Origin of the sequence: Lentzea cavernae (assembly GCF_014653695.1) — a bacterium.
Lineage (GTDB): Bacteria > Actinomycetota > Actinomycetes > Mycobacteriales > Pseudonocardiaceae > Lentzea > Lentzea cavernae.
This window is the reverse complement of sequence record NZ_BNAR01000007.1, coordinates 214,618-229,948: the sequence shown is the minus strand read 5'-3', so window position 1 is coordinate 229,948 and position 15,331 is coordinate 214,618. Positions and strand designations below refer to the sequence as shown.

17 protein-coding genes are annotated in these 15,331 nt (G+C 68.5%); 12 read left to right on the top strand and 5 right to left on the bottom strand.

What is annotated here, in order from left to right; all coding sequences use genetic code 11:
• Window positions 1–26 precede the first annotated feature (26 nt).
• Window positions 27–686, top strand: a complete 660-nt coding sequence (gene nucS, locus IE307_RS24015; RefSeq protein WP_191301296.1) for an endonuclease NucS — start codon at window positions 27–29, stop codon at window positions 684–686.
• Between the two features lie 4 nt (window positions 687–690).
• Here nucS and IE307_RS24010 read toward each other — a convergent pair whose 3' ends face one another.
• The gene (locus IE307_RS24010; RefSeq protein WP_191301294.1) at window positions 691–918 is read right to left on the bottom strand and encodes a hypothetical protein; all 228 of its coding nucleotides are present in this window, start codon (window positions 916–918) and stop codon (window positions 691–693) included.
• A 152-nt stretch (window positions 919–1,070) separates the two neighbouring features.
• Here IE307_RS24010 and IE307_RS24005 point away from each other — a divergent pair, with 152 nt between their 5' ends.
• The 4 genes from IE307_RS24005 to IE307_RS23990 all read left to right on the top strand — a co-directional run bounded on the left by IE307_RS24005 (window position 1,071) and on the right by IE307_RS23990 (window position 5,843).
• A complete protein-coding gene (locus IE307_RS24005; RefSeq protein WP_191301292.1) occupies window positions 1,071–2,762 on the top strand; it encodes a sodium:solute symporter family protein in 1,692 nt (563 codons plus the stop codon).
• An 11-nt stretch (window positions 2,763–2,773) separates the two neighbouring features.
• Entirely contained in the window at window positions 2,774–3,010 is a 237-nt protein-coding gene (locus tag IE307_RS24000) for a hypothetical protein (RefSeq protein ID WP_191301290.1), read from the top strand.
• A gap of 228 nt (window positions 3,011–3,238) precedes the next feature.
• Entirely contained in the window at window positions 3,239–4,252 is a 1,014-nt protein-coding gene (locus tag IE307_RS23995) for a DUF3558 domain-containing protein (RefSeq protein WP_191301288.1), read from the top strand.
• 85 nt (window positions 4,253–4,337) lie between these two features.
• Window positions 4,338–5,843, top strand: coding sequence for an aldehyde dehydrogenase family protein (locus IE307_RS23990; protein WP_191301286.1), 1,506 nt, complete (start codon window positions 4,338–4,340; stop codon window positions 5,841–5,843).
• Between the two features lie 22 nt (window positions 5,844–5,865).
• Here IE307_RS23990 and IE307_RS23985 read toward each other — a convergent pair whose 3' ends face one another.
• Window positions 5,866–6,858: an ABC transporter substrate-binding protein gene (locus tag IE307_RS23985; RefSeq protein WP_191301284.1), complete on the bottom strand. Its 993-nt coding sequence runs from the start codon at window positions 6,856–6,858 to the stop codon at window positions 5,866–5,868.
• 144 nt (window positions 6,859–7,002) lie between these two features.
• Between IE307_RS23985 and dhaK the strand changes: the two genes are divergently transcribed.
• The 5 genes from dhaK (at window position 7,003) to IE307_RS23960 (ending at window position 12,863) form a co-directional block, all read left to right on the top strand.
• Complete coding sequence (dhaK, locus tag IE307_RS23980; RefSeq protein WP_191301282.1) at window positions 7,003–7,995, top strand: dihydroxyacetone kinase subunit DhaK; 993 nt, start codon at window positions 7,003–7,005, stop codon at window positions 7,993–7,995.
• Window position 7,996: 1 nt separating this feature from the next.
• Window positions 7,997–8,623 carry a dihydroxyacetone kinase subunit DhaL gene (dhaL, locus tag IE307_RS23975; RefSeq protein ID WP_191301280.1) on the top strand — a complete coding sequence of 209 codons (627 nt, stop codon included), beginning with the start codon at window positions 7,997–7,999 and terminating at the stop codon, window positions 8,621–8,623.
• Window positions 8,620–9,330: a dihydroxyacetone kinase phosphoryl donor subunit DhaM gene (gene dhaM, locus IE307_RS23970; RefSeq protein ID WP_191301278.1), complete on the top strand. Its 711-nt coding sequence runs from the start codon at window positions 8,620–8,622 to the stop codon at window positions 9,328–9,330. Before dhaL ends, dhaM begins: the two co-directional genes overlap by 4 nt.
• A 1,099-nt stretch (window positions 9,331–10,429) precedes the next feature.
• Window positions 10,430–12,205: a 3-hydroxyacyl-CoA dehydrogenase family protein gene (locus IE307_RS23965; RefSeq protein ID WP_191301276.1), complete on the top strand. Its 1,776-nt coding sequence runs from the start codon at window positions 10,430–10,432 to the stop codon at window positions 12,203–12,205.
• A 43-nt stretch (window positions 12,206–12,248) separates the two neighbouring features.
• Window positions 12,249–12,863 carry a DUF3558 family protein gene (locus IE307_RS23960; protein ID WP_191301274.1) on the top strand — a complete coding sequence of 205 codons (615 nt, stop codon included), beginning with the start codon at window positions 12,249–12,251 and terminating at the stop codon, window positions 12,861–12,863.
• On the opposite strand, the gene IE307_RS23955 is transcribed toward IE307_RS23960, so the two are convergent.
• A complete protein-coding gene (locus IE307_RS23955) occupies window positions 12,860–13,066 on the bottom strand; it encodes an FmdB family zinc ribbon protein (RefSeq protein WP_191301272.1) in 207 nt (68 codons plus the stop codon). The two genes, IE307_RS23960 and IE307_RS23955, sit on opposite strands and share 4 nt — an antisense overlap.
• Before the next feature lie 33 nt (window positions 13,067–13,099).
• On the opposite strand from IE307_RS23955, the gene IE307_RS23950 reads away from it, so the two are divergent.
• Window positions 13,100–13,393 carry an Rv1322 family protein gene (locus IE307_RS23950; protein WP_191301270.1) on the top strand — a complete coding sequence of 98 codons (294 nt, stop codon included), beginning with the start codon at window positions 13,100–13,102 and terminating at the stop codon, window positions 13,391–13,393.
• On the opposite strand, the gene IE307_RS23945 is transcribed toward IE307_RS23950, so the two are convergent.
• Together IE307_RS23945 and IE307_RS23940 are read right to left on the bottom strand one after the other, a co-directional pair.
• A complete protein-coding gene (locus IE307_RS23945; RefSeq protein ID WP_191301268.1) occupies window positions 13,390–14,082 on the bottom strand; it encodes an alpha/beta fold hydrolase in 693 nt (230 codons plus the stop codon). The two genes, IE307_RS23950 and IE307_RS23945, sit on opposite strands and share 4 nt — an antisense overlap.
• Window positions 14,082–14,624, bottom strand: coding sequence for a GNAT family N-acetyltransferase (locus IE307_RS23940; protein WP_191301266.1), 543 nt, complete (start codon window positions 14,622–14,624; stop codon window positions 14,082–14,084). Before IE307_RS23940 ends, IE307_RS23945 begins: the two co-directional genes overlap by 1 nt.
• Window positions 14,625–14,646: 22 nt before the next feature.
• Here IE307_RS23940 and IE307_RS23935 point away from each other — a divergent pair, with 22 nt between their 5' ends.
• Window positions 14,647–15,180: a histidine phosphatase family protein gene (locus IE307_RS23935; protein WP_191301264.1), complete on the top strand. Its 534-nt coding sequence runs from the start codon at window positions 14,647–14,649 to the stop codon at window positions 15,178–15,180.
• Window positions 15,181–15,331 lie beyond the last annotated feature (151 nt).

Genomic DNA, 15,331 nt, shown 5'->3' with positions numbered 1-15,331 from the left:
CCGGACGTACCCCGTAGCCTGTCGCGGTGCGTCTCGTCATCGCTCGCTGCAAGGTCGACTACGTAGGCCGACTCACCGCCCATCTGCCGATGGCGCAGCGCTTGCTGCTCATCAAGGCAGACGGCTCGGTGTCGATCCACTCGGACGACCGCGCGTACAAGCCGTTGAACTGGATGAGCCCGCCCTGCTGGCTGATCGAGGACCCGGACATCTGGACAGTGCAGAACAAGGCGGGGGAGAAGCTGATCATCACCCTCGAGGAGGTCCTGCACGACTCCAAGCACGAGCTCGGCCCGGAGCCCGGCCTGCAGAAGGACGGCGTAGAAGCCGACCTGCAGAAGCTGCTCGCCGAGCACGTCACCACCCTGGGCGACGGCTGGACCCTGGTGCGCCGCGAGTTCCCGACCGCGATCGGCCCGGTCGACCTGATGTGCCGGAACTCCTCCGGCGGGTCGGTCGCCGTGGAGATCAAGCGGCGCGGGGACATCGACGGCGTCGAGCAGCTGACCAGGTACCTGGAGCTGCTCAACCGCGACCCGCTGCTCGCGCCGGTCGCCGGGGTGTTCGCGGCGCAGCAGATCAAGCCGCAGGCGCGGGTGCTGGCGGAGGATCGCGGGATCCGGTGCGTGGTGCTGGACTACGACGCGTTGCGGGGGATCGAGCCGGACGAGTTCCGGCTGTTCTGACCTCTCAGAGGAACATGCCGATGGCCTGTATCGCCGCTTGAAGCGAGTGGTGCGGGCCTGACGCCTCATGGGCGAGTCTGATCGCCCACATCGGCCTGCCCGCGACGACCAGGTCCATGAGCTCTGCGAGCTTTTCGTCGGACAACGACTCCAGCAACGCGAGCGCCGCGTTCTCCCGTGCTTCGCACTCGGACATGACCGAAGTCTCCGTGTCGAGTTCGGTTTCGCGCACCTCGATTTCCCTGCTCCAGGGCTTCAGTGAGCGCCTTCTCAAACGCCGTGGTTTGGTGATCATCCACACGGGGTAGGACTGCGCTCACCTGGAGTACTGTCCTCTCCTGGTCGATGATGTTCGACTTTGTTTGAAGTCTTGGGAGGTGGACGGTGTCGATCTTGGCTGAGGCGGACCTGCGGCTGGACGCGGGACCGATCGACTACGCGTTGCTGCTGGTCTATTTCGTGGTCGTGCTCGGCATCGGCGTGATGGCGAGACGCTCCGTCTCCTCCAGCCTCGACTTCCTGCTGTCCGGGCGGTCGCTGCCGGCGTGGGTCACCGGTCTCGCGTTCATCTCCGCGAACCTCGGCGCGCTCGAGCTGATGGGCATGACGGCGAACGGCGCGCAGTACGGCCTGGCGACCGTGCACTACTACTGGATCGGCGCCATCCCCGCGATGGTGTTCCTCGGTCTGGTGATGATGCCGTTCTACTACGGCTCGAAAGTGCGCAGTGTTCCCGAGTTCATGCGCCGCCGGTTCGGCAAGCCGGCTCACCTGGTCAACGCCATCAGCTTCGCCGTCGCGCAGATCCTGATCGCGGGCATCAACCTGTTCGCGCTCGCGGTGATCATCGACGCGCTGCTCGGGTGGCCGCTGCCGGTGTCCATCTGCGTGGCCGCGCTCGTGGTGCTCGCGTACACGACGCTCGGTGGTCTCAGTGCCGCCATCTACAACGAGGTGCTGCAGTTCTTCGTCATCGTGGCCGCGCTGGCGCCGCTGACGATCATCGGTCTGATCAAGGTCGGCGGCTGGCAGGGCCTGGTCGAGAAGGTCACCGACAAGGAGAACCTGAGCGCCTGGCCCGCGACGGAACTCACCGGCATCGACCACCCCGTGTGGAGTGTCATCGGTCTGGTGTTCGGTCTCGGCTTCGTGCTGTCGTTCGGTTACTGGACGACGAACTTCGCCGAGGTGCAGCGCGCGATGAGCGCCAAGTCGATGTCGGCGGCCAAGCGCACGCCGATCATCGGCGCGTACCCGAAGGCGTTGATCCCGGCGATCATCATCATCCCCGGCATCATCGCCGCGGTGATCGTGCCGGAGATGGCGCAGCTCAAGGCCGGCGACACGAGCAGTGGCGTGGTCTACAACAACGTGCTGCCGTTGCTGATGCGCGACCTGCTGCCCAACGGCATCCTCGGCATCGCGATCACGGGTCTGCTGGCGAGCTTCATGGCCGGTGTGGCGGCGAACGTCAGCTCGTTCAACACCGTCTTCACGTACGACCTGTGGCAGGACTACGTCAAGAAGGACCGGCCGGACGAGTACTACCTGCGGATCGGGCGTCTCGCCACGGTCGGCGCGTGCGTCCTCGCGATCGGCACGGCGTTCATCGCGGCGGCGCTCGGCGGGTCCAACATCATGGACTACATCCAGGCGCTGTTCTCGTTCTTCAACGCGCCGCTGTTCGCGACGTTCATCCTCGGCATGTTCTGGAAGCGGATGACGCCGACCGCAGGTTGGGTCGGTCTGCTCGCCGGTACGTTCACGGCGATCTTCATCTACGTGATCTCGGAGCCGTCGTTCGGCATCGAGTTGCTGGAGCTGCCGGGTCAGGGCGCGAGCTTCCTCGGCGCGGGTCTCGCGTTCGTGGTCGACATCGTCGTGAGCTTCGGCGTCAGCCTCGTCACGCGGCCGAAGCCGGACAGCGAGCTCGGCGGGCTCGTGTACAGCCTGACGCCCAAGGAAGACAGGGCGCACTCCACCACCGGTGAGGACGCGGGCTGGTACCGCTCGCCCGCCCTGCTCGGCGGCGGAGTGCTGGCCCTGACGACCGTTCTCTACTTCATCTTCGGCTGAGGGAGGCTGTCATGAGGTTGTTCGACCTGCGACTGATCATCGCTTTCCTCTTCGGCCTGTACGGCGTTGTACTGGTCGTCATCGGGTTCGGTTTCACGACCGAGGAGGACCTGAAGAAGGCCGAAGGGGTCAACATCAACCTGTGGGCCGGTGTCGCCATGGTGGTGCTGGCGGTCGTGTTCGCCGCCTGGGCGACGCTGCGGCCCCAGTTCGCGGACACCGACAAGGAGCCGCTCAAGGAACTATGACTGGGGACGACCAGGGTAAACAGGGTTGAAGGCCTCGATCGTCCACGCGTCGAGCCAGTTGAATGCGCGGCGGATTCGGTTTCGCACGTCTCTCCTTCATCTCGGGGTCTTCACCTTGTACATCGCGTCGATCTTCTGAATCGTTCCCGTAGCTCTGGGTGACATGTGCCACGGAGGAACTCGGGGTACCGCCCACGGACGCACGGAAAGGTCGCTACCGTGCACGTCGTGCCTCGTTTTCGTGCCACCGCCGTGGTCGCCGCCGCTGCGATGCTGATGGCCGGCTGCGCCACCGGGCCGGGTCTGGCCAAGACCAACTCGCCGCGCCGCACCGTGCAGGCGGGTGCGGAGGCGACGACCTCGACCGAACCGTCGACCAAGCAGTCGGCGCAGGCGGGCAAGCCGGTCGACCCGTCGTTCGCGGCGGAGCGGCTGCGGCTGATCAACCCGTGCGCGTTGATCGACAAGGACGTGCTGCAGACGGTCGGCACGCCCTCGAAGTACACGAGCAGCTCGTACACGCGCTGCTCCAACTACATGAAGGACAAGGGCGGCAAGACGCTCAACATCACGCTCGACATCGGCTACTCGCTGACGTCCACCGAGGTGAAGAACGCGACGAAGCAGATCGCGGGCCTCAAGAGCGGTGAGCAGAAGCTGAGCAACACGTCGTGCTTCATCTCGGCCGTGACGCAGGAGAGCCCCGCACAGGCCGTGCGGGTCCAGGTGAGCACCGGTACCGGCGGAGCCGAGGCGTGCGAGCCGGGGCGCACGGTGCTGGAGGGCGCGGTGCGCAAGCTCCGGGGCAACCCGCAGAAGTACAGCCCGCCGAAGGGGTCACCGGTCGAGGTCGATCCGTGCACGATCGTCGACAAGGCCACTCTCGCGCCCGTGCTCGGCGCCTCGCCGCGCGCGCTGCCGTTCGGCCTGCACCAGTGCTCGTGGACGGGGCAGAGCGCGCAGATGCAGATCGAGTTCAAGACGGCGCGCATCCCGAAGGACGGCAAGTTCGACACCAGGTCCGTCGAGGCAGACCTCGGCGGCGGGGTGAAGGGCTACCAGGCGTTCAAGGACGGCTCGTTCCCCACCTGCGAGCTCGTGGTGGTCCGGACGAAGGACCAGGCCGACGCGGGTGAGATCGTGGAGTTCATCGTCGCGGCCTCGAAGGAGAAGGACCTGGACCGCTGCCAGGCGGCGCAAACGTTCGCCAAGGCGGTTCTGCCTGCTCTGCCCCAAGCCTGACGGGCCCTCCGGGGCCAGCCGGGGGCTGAAAGTTCTTCGAGTACGCGTTAGGGTCGAGGTTACTGGCGAGTACCGAAGGAGCACCATGACGCAGACCGCTTCGGACAGCGCGCTGTCGGCCGATGGCGAGCAGCGGCGGTTCGCATCATTGGACCCGCGCACCGGCGAGGTCGTCGCGCACCACCCGATCCACACGGCCGCCGAGGTCGAGGACGCGGTGTCGTCCGCTCGCGAGGCCGCCGCGTGGTGGGCGGGTCTCGGGTTCGAGGGCCGCAGGACCAAGCTCGACGCGTGGCGCAAGATCCTCTCGCAGCGCACGGACGAGTTCATCGCGTTGATCAGCTCGGAGACGGGCAAGCCCGCGGACGACTCCCGCGTCGAGGTCGCGCTGGTGATGGACCACCTGCACTGGGCCTCTCGCCACGCCAGCCGTGTGCTGGGCAAGCGCCGGGTGTCGTCGGGCATGCTGATGTTCAACCACGGCGCGACGCTGGAGTACCGGCCGTTGGGCGTCATCGGCGTCATCGGGCCGTGGAACTACCCCGCGCACACGCCGATGGGTTCGATCTCGTACGCGCTCTCCGCGGGCAACGCCGTGGTGTTCAAGCCGTCGGAGTTCACGCCGGGCGTCGGCACGTTCCTGTCGTCGACGTTCACCGAGGCCGTGCCGGAGTACCCGGTGTTCCAGGTGGTCACGGGCTTCGGCGAGACGGGTGCGGCGCTCGTCGCGTCCGGCGTCGACAAGATCGCGTTCACGGGCTCCACCCGGACCGGCAAGAAGGTCATGGCCGCCGCCGCGACGTCGCTGACACCGGTGCTGGTCGAGTGCGGCGGCAAGGACGCCCTGATCGTCGACTCGGACGCCGACCTGACCGCCGCCGCCGAGGCCGCGATCTGGGGCGCGGTGTCGAACGCCGGCCAGACGTGCGCGGGCGTGGAGCGGATCTACGTGGCCGAGGAAGTCGCCGACGAGTTCACCGAGATCGTCGTGAAGCGCGCCCGCAAGCTCAAGCCGGGCGGGGAGCCGAACGCGAACCTCGGGCCGATCACGATGCCCTCGCAGGTGGAGATCATCCGCGAGCATGTGCAGGACGCGCTGGACCGCGGCGGCAAGGCGCTCGTGGGCGGACCGGACTCGATCAGGCCACCGTACGTCGAGCCGGTCGTGCTGACGGACGTGCCGGAGGACTCGCTGGCGGTCACGGAGGAGACCTTCGGGCCGACCGTGGTGATCAAGAGGGTGCCGAACGCGCTGGAGGGCGTGCGGCTCGCGAACCAGTCGAAGTACGGGCTGGGCGCCGCCGTGTTCTCGAAGTCGCGCGGCGAGGAGCTCGCGGCCGAGCTGCGGGTCGGGATGGTGTCGATCAACTCCGTGCTGACCTACGCGGCGATCCCCGGGCTGCCGTTCGGCGGCGTGGGCGACTCCGGGTTCGGGCGCATCCACGGCGAGGACGGGCTGCGCGAGTTCGCCTACGCCAAGGCCGTGACGAAGCTGAAGTTCAAGTCGCTGATCGACATGGCGACGTTCGACAGGTCTTCCATGGCGGGCAAGCAGATGCTGCGCCTCGCGCGGGTGCTCTTCGGTCGCTGAGGAGCACCCGCTCCTCGAGGTCTTACGCGCCGAGCTGCGTCTTCATGTCGTCGAGGACCACGTTCGCGGCGAGCACGCCGAGGCCGAGGAAGTAGGTCTCGTCGAGGACCGGCTTGGCCTTGCCGGCCTTGACGGCGTTCAGGCCGGTCCACAACGGACCGCCCAGCACCGACGCCTGCGCGGTCTTGGCCGGGTCGCCGTAGGTGGAGTAGAGGATGAAGTCGCCGTCGGCCTTGCTGATCTGCTCCGTGCTGACCTCGGCGGCCAGGTCGTCCACCTGGGACGGGGTCGGCTGCCCGATCTTGGCGTCGATGAGGATCGTGCCGATGAACGACTTCTTGGCGTAGAGGCGGATGCGGCCCGGCATGAAGCGCAGCGCCGTCACCGTCGGGCGCACGCCGAGCTTCTTCTCGATGGCGTTGCCGGTCTCGGTGGCCTTGTTCGTGTAGTCCTCGAGCATCTTCGCGGCGTCGGCCTGGCGGTCGAGCGCGGCGGCGTTGAGCAGGAAGTTCTCCTTCCACACGTAGCCGGGGCGCACGCTGAACACCGTCGGGGCGATCGCGGCGAGCTTCGGGTAGAGGGCCTCCGCGCGCAGCTGCGAGCCCAGGATCAGGTCCGGGTTCAGCTTGGTGATCGCCTCGAGGTTGAGGTTGTTGGTCGTGCCGACGTTCTCCGGCGTGCCGCCCTTGTCGCCGATGTAGGACGGCATGGTCGGGGAGCCGTCGGTGTAGGCGATGCCGACGGGCTTGATGCCGAGGGCCACGACGTTGTCGAGCTCGCCCGTGTCGAGCACGATCACCCGTTCGGGTTTCTTCTCGAGCTTGGTCTCACCCATCGCGTGCTTGATCGTGCGGGGGAACTCGCCGGGCTTCTGCGTCGTGCCGAAACCGCCGCTCAGTTCGTACGCCTTGCCGAAGTCCTCGCCGCCCTGGGCGACGGTCGGCTTGTCCGGCGTGCTGGAACAGGCGGTCAGGGTCAGGGCGACTGCGACGAGCAGCGCTGCTCTCTTCGACACGACGTTGTTCCTCCACTACGGAACGTGATGTTGACCTGCATTTCTTAGGGCAGGCTAACGGTAGCGGGGACCTTTGCCAGTTCCGAGTGTCAGACCCCCGGAGTAAGAAGGAACACGGTCACCGCCGATCGGGAGGGCTGTTCGATGAAGAAGATCATCAATGATCCGGAAACCGTGGTGCAGGACGCGCTGCGGGGGATGCAGGCCGCCCATCCCGATCTGCTGGCCGTGCACCACGACCCAGCGGTCGTCGTGCGCGCCGGCGGGCCCGCACAGGGCAAGGTCGCGGTCATCTCGGGAGGGGGCTCGGGCCACGAACCGCTGCACGGAGGGTTCGTCGGGCGCGGCATGCTGTCCGCCGCCTGTCCGGGCCCGGTGTTCACGTCACCGACGTCGGACCAGGTGGTCGACGCGATCGCGCGCACCGACGGTGGCGCGGGGGCGTTGCTGATCGTGAAGAACTACACGGGCGACGTGCTGAACTTCGAGATGGCCGCGGAACTCGCGGAGTCGGAGGTCAGATCGGTCGTGATCGACGACGACGTGGCGGTGAAGGACTCGCTGTACACGGCCGGGCGCCGTGGCGTCGGTGGCACGGTGCTGCTGGAGAAGATCGTGGGCGCGGCCGCCGAGCGAGGTGACGACCTGGCGGCGTGCGAGGCGTTGGCGTTGCGCGTGATCGCGTCCGTGCGGTCGATGGGTCTGGCGCTGACCTCGTGCGTGGTGCCGCACGTGGGCTCGCCGTCGTTCGACCTGGCGGACGACGAGATGGAGATCGGCATCGGCATCCACGGCGAGCCCGGCCGGAAGAAGGTGAAGGCGGGGACGGCGTCCGAGATGGTGTCGGCGTTGCTGGAACCGATCCTGGAGGACCTGCCGTTCGCCTCGGGCGACCGGGTGCTGCTGTTCACGAACTCGATGGGCGGAACCCCGCTCGTCGAGCTGTACTTGGCGCACGGCATCGCGGAACAGCTGCTGGCCGATCGGGGGATCGTCGTGGAACGCAGACTGGTCGGCCCGTACATCACGAGCCTGGAGATGCAGGGCATGAGCCTCACGCTGCTCCGCCTCGACGACGAGATGGTCGAACTGTGGGACGCACCGGTTCACACGCCCGCACTGCGGTGGGGAGTCTGAGGTGGGCTGCACGGCAGCAGACGTGGTGGCGGCCCTGCGCGCCGCCGCCACCGTCGTCCAGGAACACCGCGACGAACTGGTGCGCCTCGACCAGGCCATCGGCGACGCCGACCACGGCGAGAACCTGAAGCGCGGCTTCACCGCCGTGCTGTCCCGTTTGGACGCCGACCCGCCCGACACCCCGGCCAAGGTGCTCAAGCTCGTGGCGACCACCCTCATCTCCACGGTGGGCGGCGCGGCAGGCCCCCTGTACGGCACCGCCTTCCTGCGCGCCTCGGCAGCAGTGGGCGACGCGACGGAACTGGACTGCCCAGCGGTCGCCCGCGCCCTGCAAGCAGCACTCGACGGCGTGGTCGCGAGAGGCAAGGCCGTGGTGGGCGACAAAACGATGGTCGACGCCCTGACCCCGGCCGTCACCGCGGCCGCCTGCGCAGACGGCTCAGTGGCAGCAGCACTCTCCGCAGCCGCCGACGCGGCAGCGGAGGGCGCTTCCTCAACCGTCCCCATGGTCGCCCGTAAGGGCCGAGCCTCCTACCTGGGCGAGCGCAGCGCAGGCCACATGGACCCGGGCGCCCGCTCGACAGCACTCCTGCTGCGCGCCTTCGCAGACGCGGCGGCCGAGGCATGACGGCCGCCGCCGACACGAGCCGCGTGGGCCTGGTAGTCGTCTCCCACAGCGACATGCTGGCCAACGGAGTAGCAGAACTGGCAGCCCAAATGGCCCCGGACGTCTCAGTGCAACCGGTGGGCGGCACCGAGGAAGGCGGCCTCGGCACCGACTACGGCGCAGTGGTCGAAGCCCTGGCAGACGCCGACTCAGGCGCAGGCGTAGTAGTGCTCTACGACCTCGGCAGCGCCAAGATGACAGCCGAGATGGCCGTCGAATCGGCAGACGACCCATCCCGCTACGCAGTGGTGGACGCACCTCTCGTGGAAGGCGCGGTAGCCGCAGCCGTAGCAGCCCAGGGAGGCGCCTCCCTGGCCGACGTGGCAGCCACAGCCGAAGGCGCCGCTGGCGAAACCACCCCGGCAACCACCCCCAACCGCCCATCCCTGCACCTCGTGCAGGGCGCGGTGTCAGCAGAAGTCCTCTTGACCAACGAGGTCGGCCTCCACGCCCGCCCAGCAGCCCTGCTGGCAAGAACAGTGGCCGAACTCGACGCCGACGTGGTCGTCCGCTACGGCGCCGAGGAGGCCAACGCGGCCAGCGTCCTGGCCCTCATGGGCCTGAGCGCCCCCGGCGGCAAGTCGATCACCGTCGTGGCCACGGGCAAGGACGCCGAGGAGGCGGTCCGCCGCATCGAGGAGCTGGCCGCACGGGGGTTCGACGACTAGCCGCGGCTGTTGGTTCGAGTTGTCCACAGGTGGCGGGTATCTTGACCTGCTGTTTTGGTTCGGCCCGCTAGCCTGTGGATAGTCGGGAACCTATGAGGCGTTTCACTCGTTGCGTGACAAGGAAGCGCGCGGGGGCAGCGGCGGCCCAGGCTTGGGGCCCTCCTATTTGACGGGGCCCGTGCTGGCCGCTCCGCTACTCCGAATCTGCACTCGCCCGCAGGAGTTTGTCGTTGCGGCGCGATACCGGCCACCACAGCCAAGGCTGTCCCACTGACTGTTGCTCGCGGGCCGAGCCTGCCGTTCAGGAGGCCTGCCGCCTGAGTGGTCCGCCGGCTTGGGGACTGAGCCTGCCCGTGCGGCTTGCCTGCCTGATCGCTTAGCTGTCTGCCTGTCCGCCGCGGCGTGGCTACCTGCCGCGTGCCCGCCTGGCCATTACTCCGCCGGGTGCGTATCCGCATGCCGCGTGGCCATCTGTTTTGCTCCCGACCGGCTCGCTTGCCTGGTCGCGCCCTGCCTGCCGACCCGCTTGCTTGCTGGCCGCGCCCTGCCCGCCAACCCACCCCGCCGACCCGCCGACCCACCCGCCTGCTGACCCGCCGACTCTCACCCGCCTGCCTGGACGCGCGCCCTGTCTGGCGGCATGTCCGCCGGCTGCATGCCACGTGCCGAATGACGCGCCTGCCTGACCGTTTGCCGTGTGCCCGCCTGGCCGAGCGCTCCCACACTTGCCGCCAGCTGCCTGTCCGCGTGCAGCCTGGCCCTGCCCGCCTGGCTTGCTCCTTACCCACTCGCCGCTGGCCCTGCCCGCCGCGTAGCCCGTCCAGCCTCCCCGCCAAGCCCTCCCGTCGACCTGGCAGCACACCCCGCCACCCGCCCGACCATCACGCCCACGACCAACCCGCCCCACCTCAGATGGCCGAACCCCGCATTCCCCCACACGGGTTCAACAGGCAAAAGCCCACATCACACCACCCGCTAGACCGATCACTGTTTCGATCCCGATGGCGAAGCTCACGACCCCCGCCATCCCCAGCAGTGGCATAGTCGCCCGCAAGTTACTCCTTGGTAGCCCACGCTTTACCCCGTAGGGAGGTCTGCAGTGGCGCGCGAAATCAACACGGTCGGAGTCGTCGGCTTCGGAACCATGGGCGCGGGCATCGTGGAGGTACTCGCGCGCACCGGGCTCGTGGTCAAGGTGGTGGAGGTCGACGCGGCCGGTCTCGAGCGGGGGCTCGGGCACCTCGAGCACTCGACCACACGGGCCGTGCAGCGGGAGAAGTTGACCGCGGAGGAGAGTGCGGCGCTCCGCGGCAGGGTCAGCACCAGTCTCGACCTGGGCACCCTGGCGGACTGCGATCTCGTCATCGAGGCGGTGCCGGAGAACGTCGGGCTCAAGGCCGGGATCTTCCAGCAGCTGGACGAGGTCCTGAAGCCCGAGGCGATCATCGCGTCCAACACGTCGTCGTTGTCGATCACCGAGATCGGCGTGCACACCAAGAGGCCGGGCAAGGTCGTCGGGCTGCACTTCTTCAACCCGACGCAGGTCCTGAAGCTGGTCGAGGTCGTGCGCACGGTCGTGACGGAGCCGGACGTGATCACGGACGTGGTCGCGTTCACCGAGCGGCTGGGCAAGTCGCCCGTGGTGATCGGGGACAGGGCCGGGTTCATCGCGAACGCGCTGTTGTTCCCGTATCTCAACCACGCGGTGAAGATGCTGGAGTCCAAGTACGCGACGCGTGAGGACCTCGACGCGGCCATGCGGTACGGCTGCGGTTATCCGATGGGGCCGTTGGCGCTGTTGGACCTCATCGGGCTGGACACGGCGTACGAGATCCTCGACACGATGTACCACCAGTCGCGCAACCGGTTGCACTCGCCGGCGCCGCTGCTCAAGCAGATGATCACGGCCGGGCTGCTGGGCAGGAAGAGCGGGCGCGGGTTCTACACCTACGACGGGCCCGACTCGCCTGTTGTCGTCGAGGACGTGCACACGCCGTCCGAAGTGGACACTTCGGTGCAGACCCGTGAGGTCCAGCGGGTCGGGGTCATCGGCACGGGCACGATGGCTACAGGCATCGCCGAGGTGTTCGCCAAGCGCGGGTACGACGTGGTGTTGCGGGCGCGCGGTCTCGACAAGGCCGAGAAGGCGATCGGCGCTGTGCGCAAGTCGCTGGAGCGGGCGGTCAGCAAGGGGAAGCTGTCCGAACAAGATCGGGACGCGGCCCTGGGGAGGATCTCGCCCGCGGTGGAGTTCGTGGACCTGGCGGACTGCGACCTGGTCGTCGAGGCGGTGGCCGAGGAGATCGGGATCAAGAAGGAGGTCTTCGCGGCGCTCGACGAGGTGTGCAAGCCCGGCGCCGTGCTCGCGACGACCACGTCGTCGTTGCCGGTCATCGAGGTCGCGGCGGCCACGAGCAGGCCCGAGGACGTCGTGGGCCTGCACTTCTTCAACCCCGCGCAGGTCATGAAGCTGGTCGAGGTCGTGGAGACCATCTCCACGCGAGCCGACGTCGTCGCGACGGCCCGCAAGATCTGCCTCGACCTCGGCAAGCACCCCGTGCACTGCGGTGACGTGGCCGGGTTCATCGTGAACGCGCTGCTCTTCCCGTACCTCAACGACGCGGTGAAGATGCTCGAGGCCCACTACGCCGAGGCCGACGACATCGACAACGCCATGAAGGTCGGCTGCGGCCTGCCGATGGGGCCGTTCTCGCTGCTCGACGTCGTGGGGCTGGACGTGTCGCTGGCGATCCAGCGGACGCTCTACAACGAGTTCCGCGAGCCCGGGTTCGCTCCGGCGCCGCTGCTGGAACACCTGGTCACGGCCGGTCGCCTCGGCCGCAAGACGGGCAAGGGGTTCCGCGACTACTCGTGAGCCGCTCACAGGGGCACCATGTCGTGTCTGGCATGGTGGTGCCATGCGTCGACTGGTGCTCCTGTTGGCTGTCCTCGTGCTCGCGTCCGGCTGTGCGCGGGCGACCGTTGAGGGCAGTCCTGTCGCGCAGAAGCCACTCGACGTCACCTCGCCGTTCGACCAGGAGGGCCAGGACGGCTCCACCGACCCGAGCACGGATCCCAGCACGGACCCGAGCGCGTCGGAGGACCCGGAGACCTCGCCGGTCGACGGCGAGATCACGCCCGTCTGCGCCAAGCTGAAGTGGACCGACCTGCCCTACCCCGGCGGCAAGGCCGAGACGCCGCCCACGCAGATCAACTACGACTCGACGTTCGAAGAGTCCTGCCGGTGGACGACGAAGGTCGACGACGTCGAGGTCGGTGTCTCGCTGCGGTACCGCGAGGCCAAGCAGATCACCATCGAGCGCACCACCGGCGAGTGGGACGTGAAGGAGCACAAGGTCGCGTACCTGGACCGCTCCGACGAGCCGGACGTCGAACCGTCGTGCGTGCTGACGCTGCCCTACTCCGGGGGCGGGCTCGGGATCATCATCATCGACTCGAGCGGCAAGTTCGGCAGCGTCTGCGACCAGGGTCGCAAGATCGCCGAAGTGATGATCGACCGCGAGACGGCCTAACCGCAGCAGCCGCCACCGCAGCACCCACCGCCGCCACCACCGGGCGCGGCCTGCTGCGTGCCGCCGATCCCGGCCATGGACAGCAGCTTCACCGTGTCCGGATGGCCCGCGGGACAAGAGGCGGGCGAGGACGACTCGCTCATCGGACGCTGCACGTCGAAGGTGTCTTCGCAGGTTCGGCAGCGGAACTCGTAGGTCGGCACGGACTGATTCTACGAGCGCATTACCGTGTGGCCGTGCCACGTCGTAACAGCCCCAAGCCAGAAGACCACCGACCTCTCGGCGGTGGCGTCGGCTGGGCACGCGCGGAGTCAGGCCCGGACGGAGACTGGCTGGTCCGCGCCATCTCCGGCTCGCAGGCGCAGAAGACCTACCGCTGCCCCGGCTGCGACCACGAGATCCGCCCCGGCGTCGCGCACGTCGTCGCGTGGCCCGCGGAGGAGTCGGGTTCGGTCGAGGAACGCCGGCACTGGCACCAGGCGTGCTGGGACTCGCGCGGCCGGCGAGGGCCGACCGCGCGCCGCCGCTAGAGCCCCACCTGCACGCGCCACCGTTCGAGGCGGGCGCGGAACTCGTCCGGCTGCTCGACGGGCGGCAGGTGCCCGACGTTCTCGATGCGTTCGCTGGTGGAGCGGCGGAGCGTCACCGCGAGCTTCGCGGCCACGTCGGGCGGCGTGAGCTTGTCGTGTTCGCCCACGAGCACCAGCGACGGGACGTCCAGCGACTCCAGCACGTCCGTCGAGTCCGGCCGCTTCGCCATCGCGCGCTGCCACCACGCCACGTCCTCGGCGCGCTGCTCGAGGATCATGGTGCGCACCAACGCCCGTGCCGTGTCCGAGGCGTCCGGTGCGAGCAGGTTCGGCAGCATCGCGTCCGCCAGCCACTCGCCGACGCCCTCGCGTTCGACGCGGTCGGCCATGGCGTGCCGGGTCTCGACCGCTTCCGGAGCGTCCGCGGTGTGCTTGGTGTCGACGAAGACCAGGCCCTTGACGCGTTCCGGCGCGCGCCGGAGCAGTGCCATCGCCACGTAACCGCCCATCGAGCAGCCGCCGAGCACGACGGTGCCGAGCCCGCGTTCGTCCAGCACGGCTAGGACCTGTGCCGCGGCGGTGTCGAGGTCGGGTTCGCCGTGGCCGCGCAACGACGGCGTCAGCGCGCCCGGCACGTCCCACATCCGCGCGTCGAGCGGAAAGGCGTGCAGCAGCACCAGGTCGTCCATCAGCTCTCCCACTCCGGCGCCAGCACCGACCACACCTCGAGGTCCTGGCGAACCCCGCGGTGCAGGAAGTACGAGCGCAGCACCCCGTCCCTGCTCATCCCGAGCCGCCGCGCGACCGCGATGCTGGGCGCGTTCTCCGACGACACCTGCCACTCAACCCGATGCACGCCGCGCTCGCGAATCGCCCAGTCGATCAACACCTTCGACGCCCGCGTGATCAACCCCCTGCCGGTCGCGGCGGGCTCCAGCCAGCACCCGACCTCCGCCCGCCCCTGCGGGACGTCCATCACGCGGAACAGCACCCCGCCGACGAGCTCGCCGTCGAGCCAGATGCCGAAGATCCGCCCGGTGTCGCTCGCGGCCTTGTCCGCGTAGCCCTGCAGGAGTTCGCGCGCGCTTTCCAGGTCTTTCGCCCTGTCCGCGAACCCGATGTGCTGCCCGATGAACTCACGTCCGCGCTCCATGTGCGCGAAGAACTCCTCGGCCTGCCACGGTTCCAACGGCCTGAGCTCGGCGTCGGCGCCGAGCGGTTTCACGAACATCCTGTTCCCCCAAGATGGTGTGGTGACCACACGAATCGTATTGGTGCGCCACGCGCAATCCGTTCCGCCGCGCTTCGGTGTGCTCGACGATGATGATCGCCCGCTGACTGCTGCGGGCCTGGAGGCGGCGGAGGGGTTGGTTTCTCGACTTGTGGCGTATGCGCCGGTGGCGGTGCTGTCGAGCCCGCAGCTGCGGGCGGTGCAGACGGTCAGGCCGGCCGCTGAGGCGCTGGGGCTTGCGGTGACGACGTGGCCTGAGCTGCGGGAGTGGGAGTCGGGGCTGCTGCCGAGTGCGGACTGGGAGATGTCCTATGCCCGCAGTTGGGCTCGGCCGGGGTTGGTGCACGGGGTGGGGGAGAGTCTCGACGCGGTGACGGTTCGGGCTGGGAAAGCGTTGGCGCGCATGGCTGTGGAGTATCCGGACGCGACTGTGGTGGTGGGGTCGCACGGGACGTTCCTGTCGCGTGCGTTGATTGCGGTGGGGCTGGAGGCGGATTGGGAGTCGTGCCGGGCGATGCCGATGCCGATGCCGGCGGTCTACGAGGTTTTGCGCTGACTCGCCCGGATGTGTGCGGAACCGCGGGGTCGTGCGCTGATCTGCTGGGTCGTGCGCCGATCCGCGAGACCTGCGCCGATCCGCGAGACCTGCGCCGATCCGCGAGACCTGCGCTGACCCGCGAGACCTACGAGGACCCGCGAGACCTGCG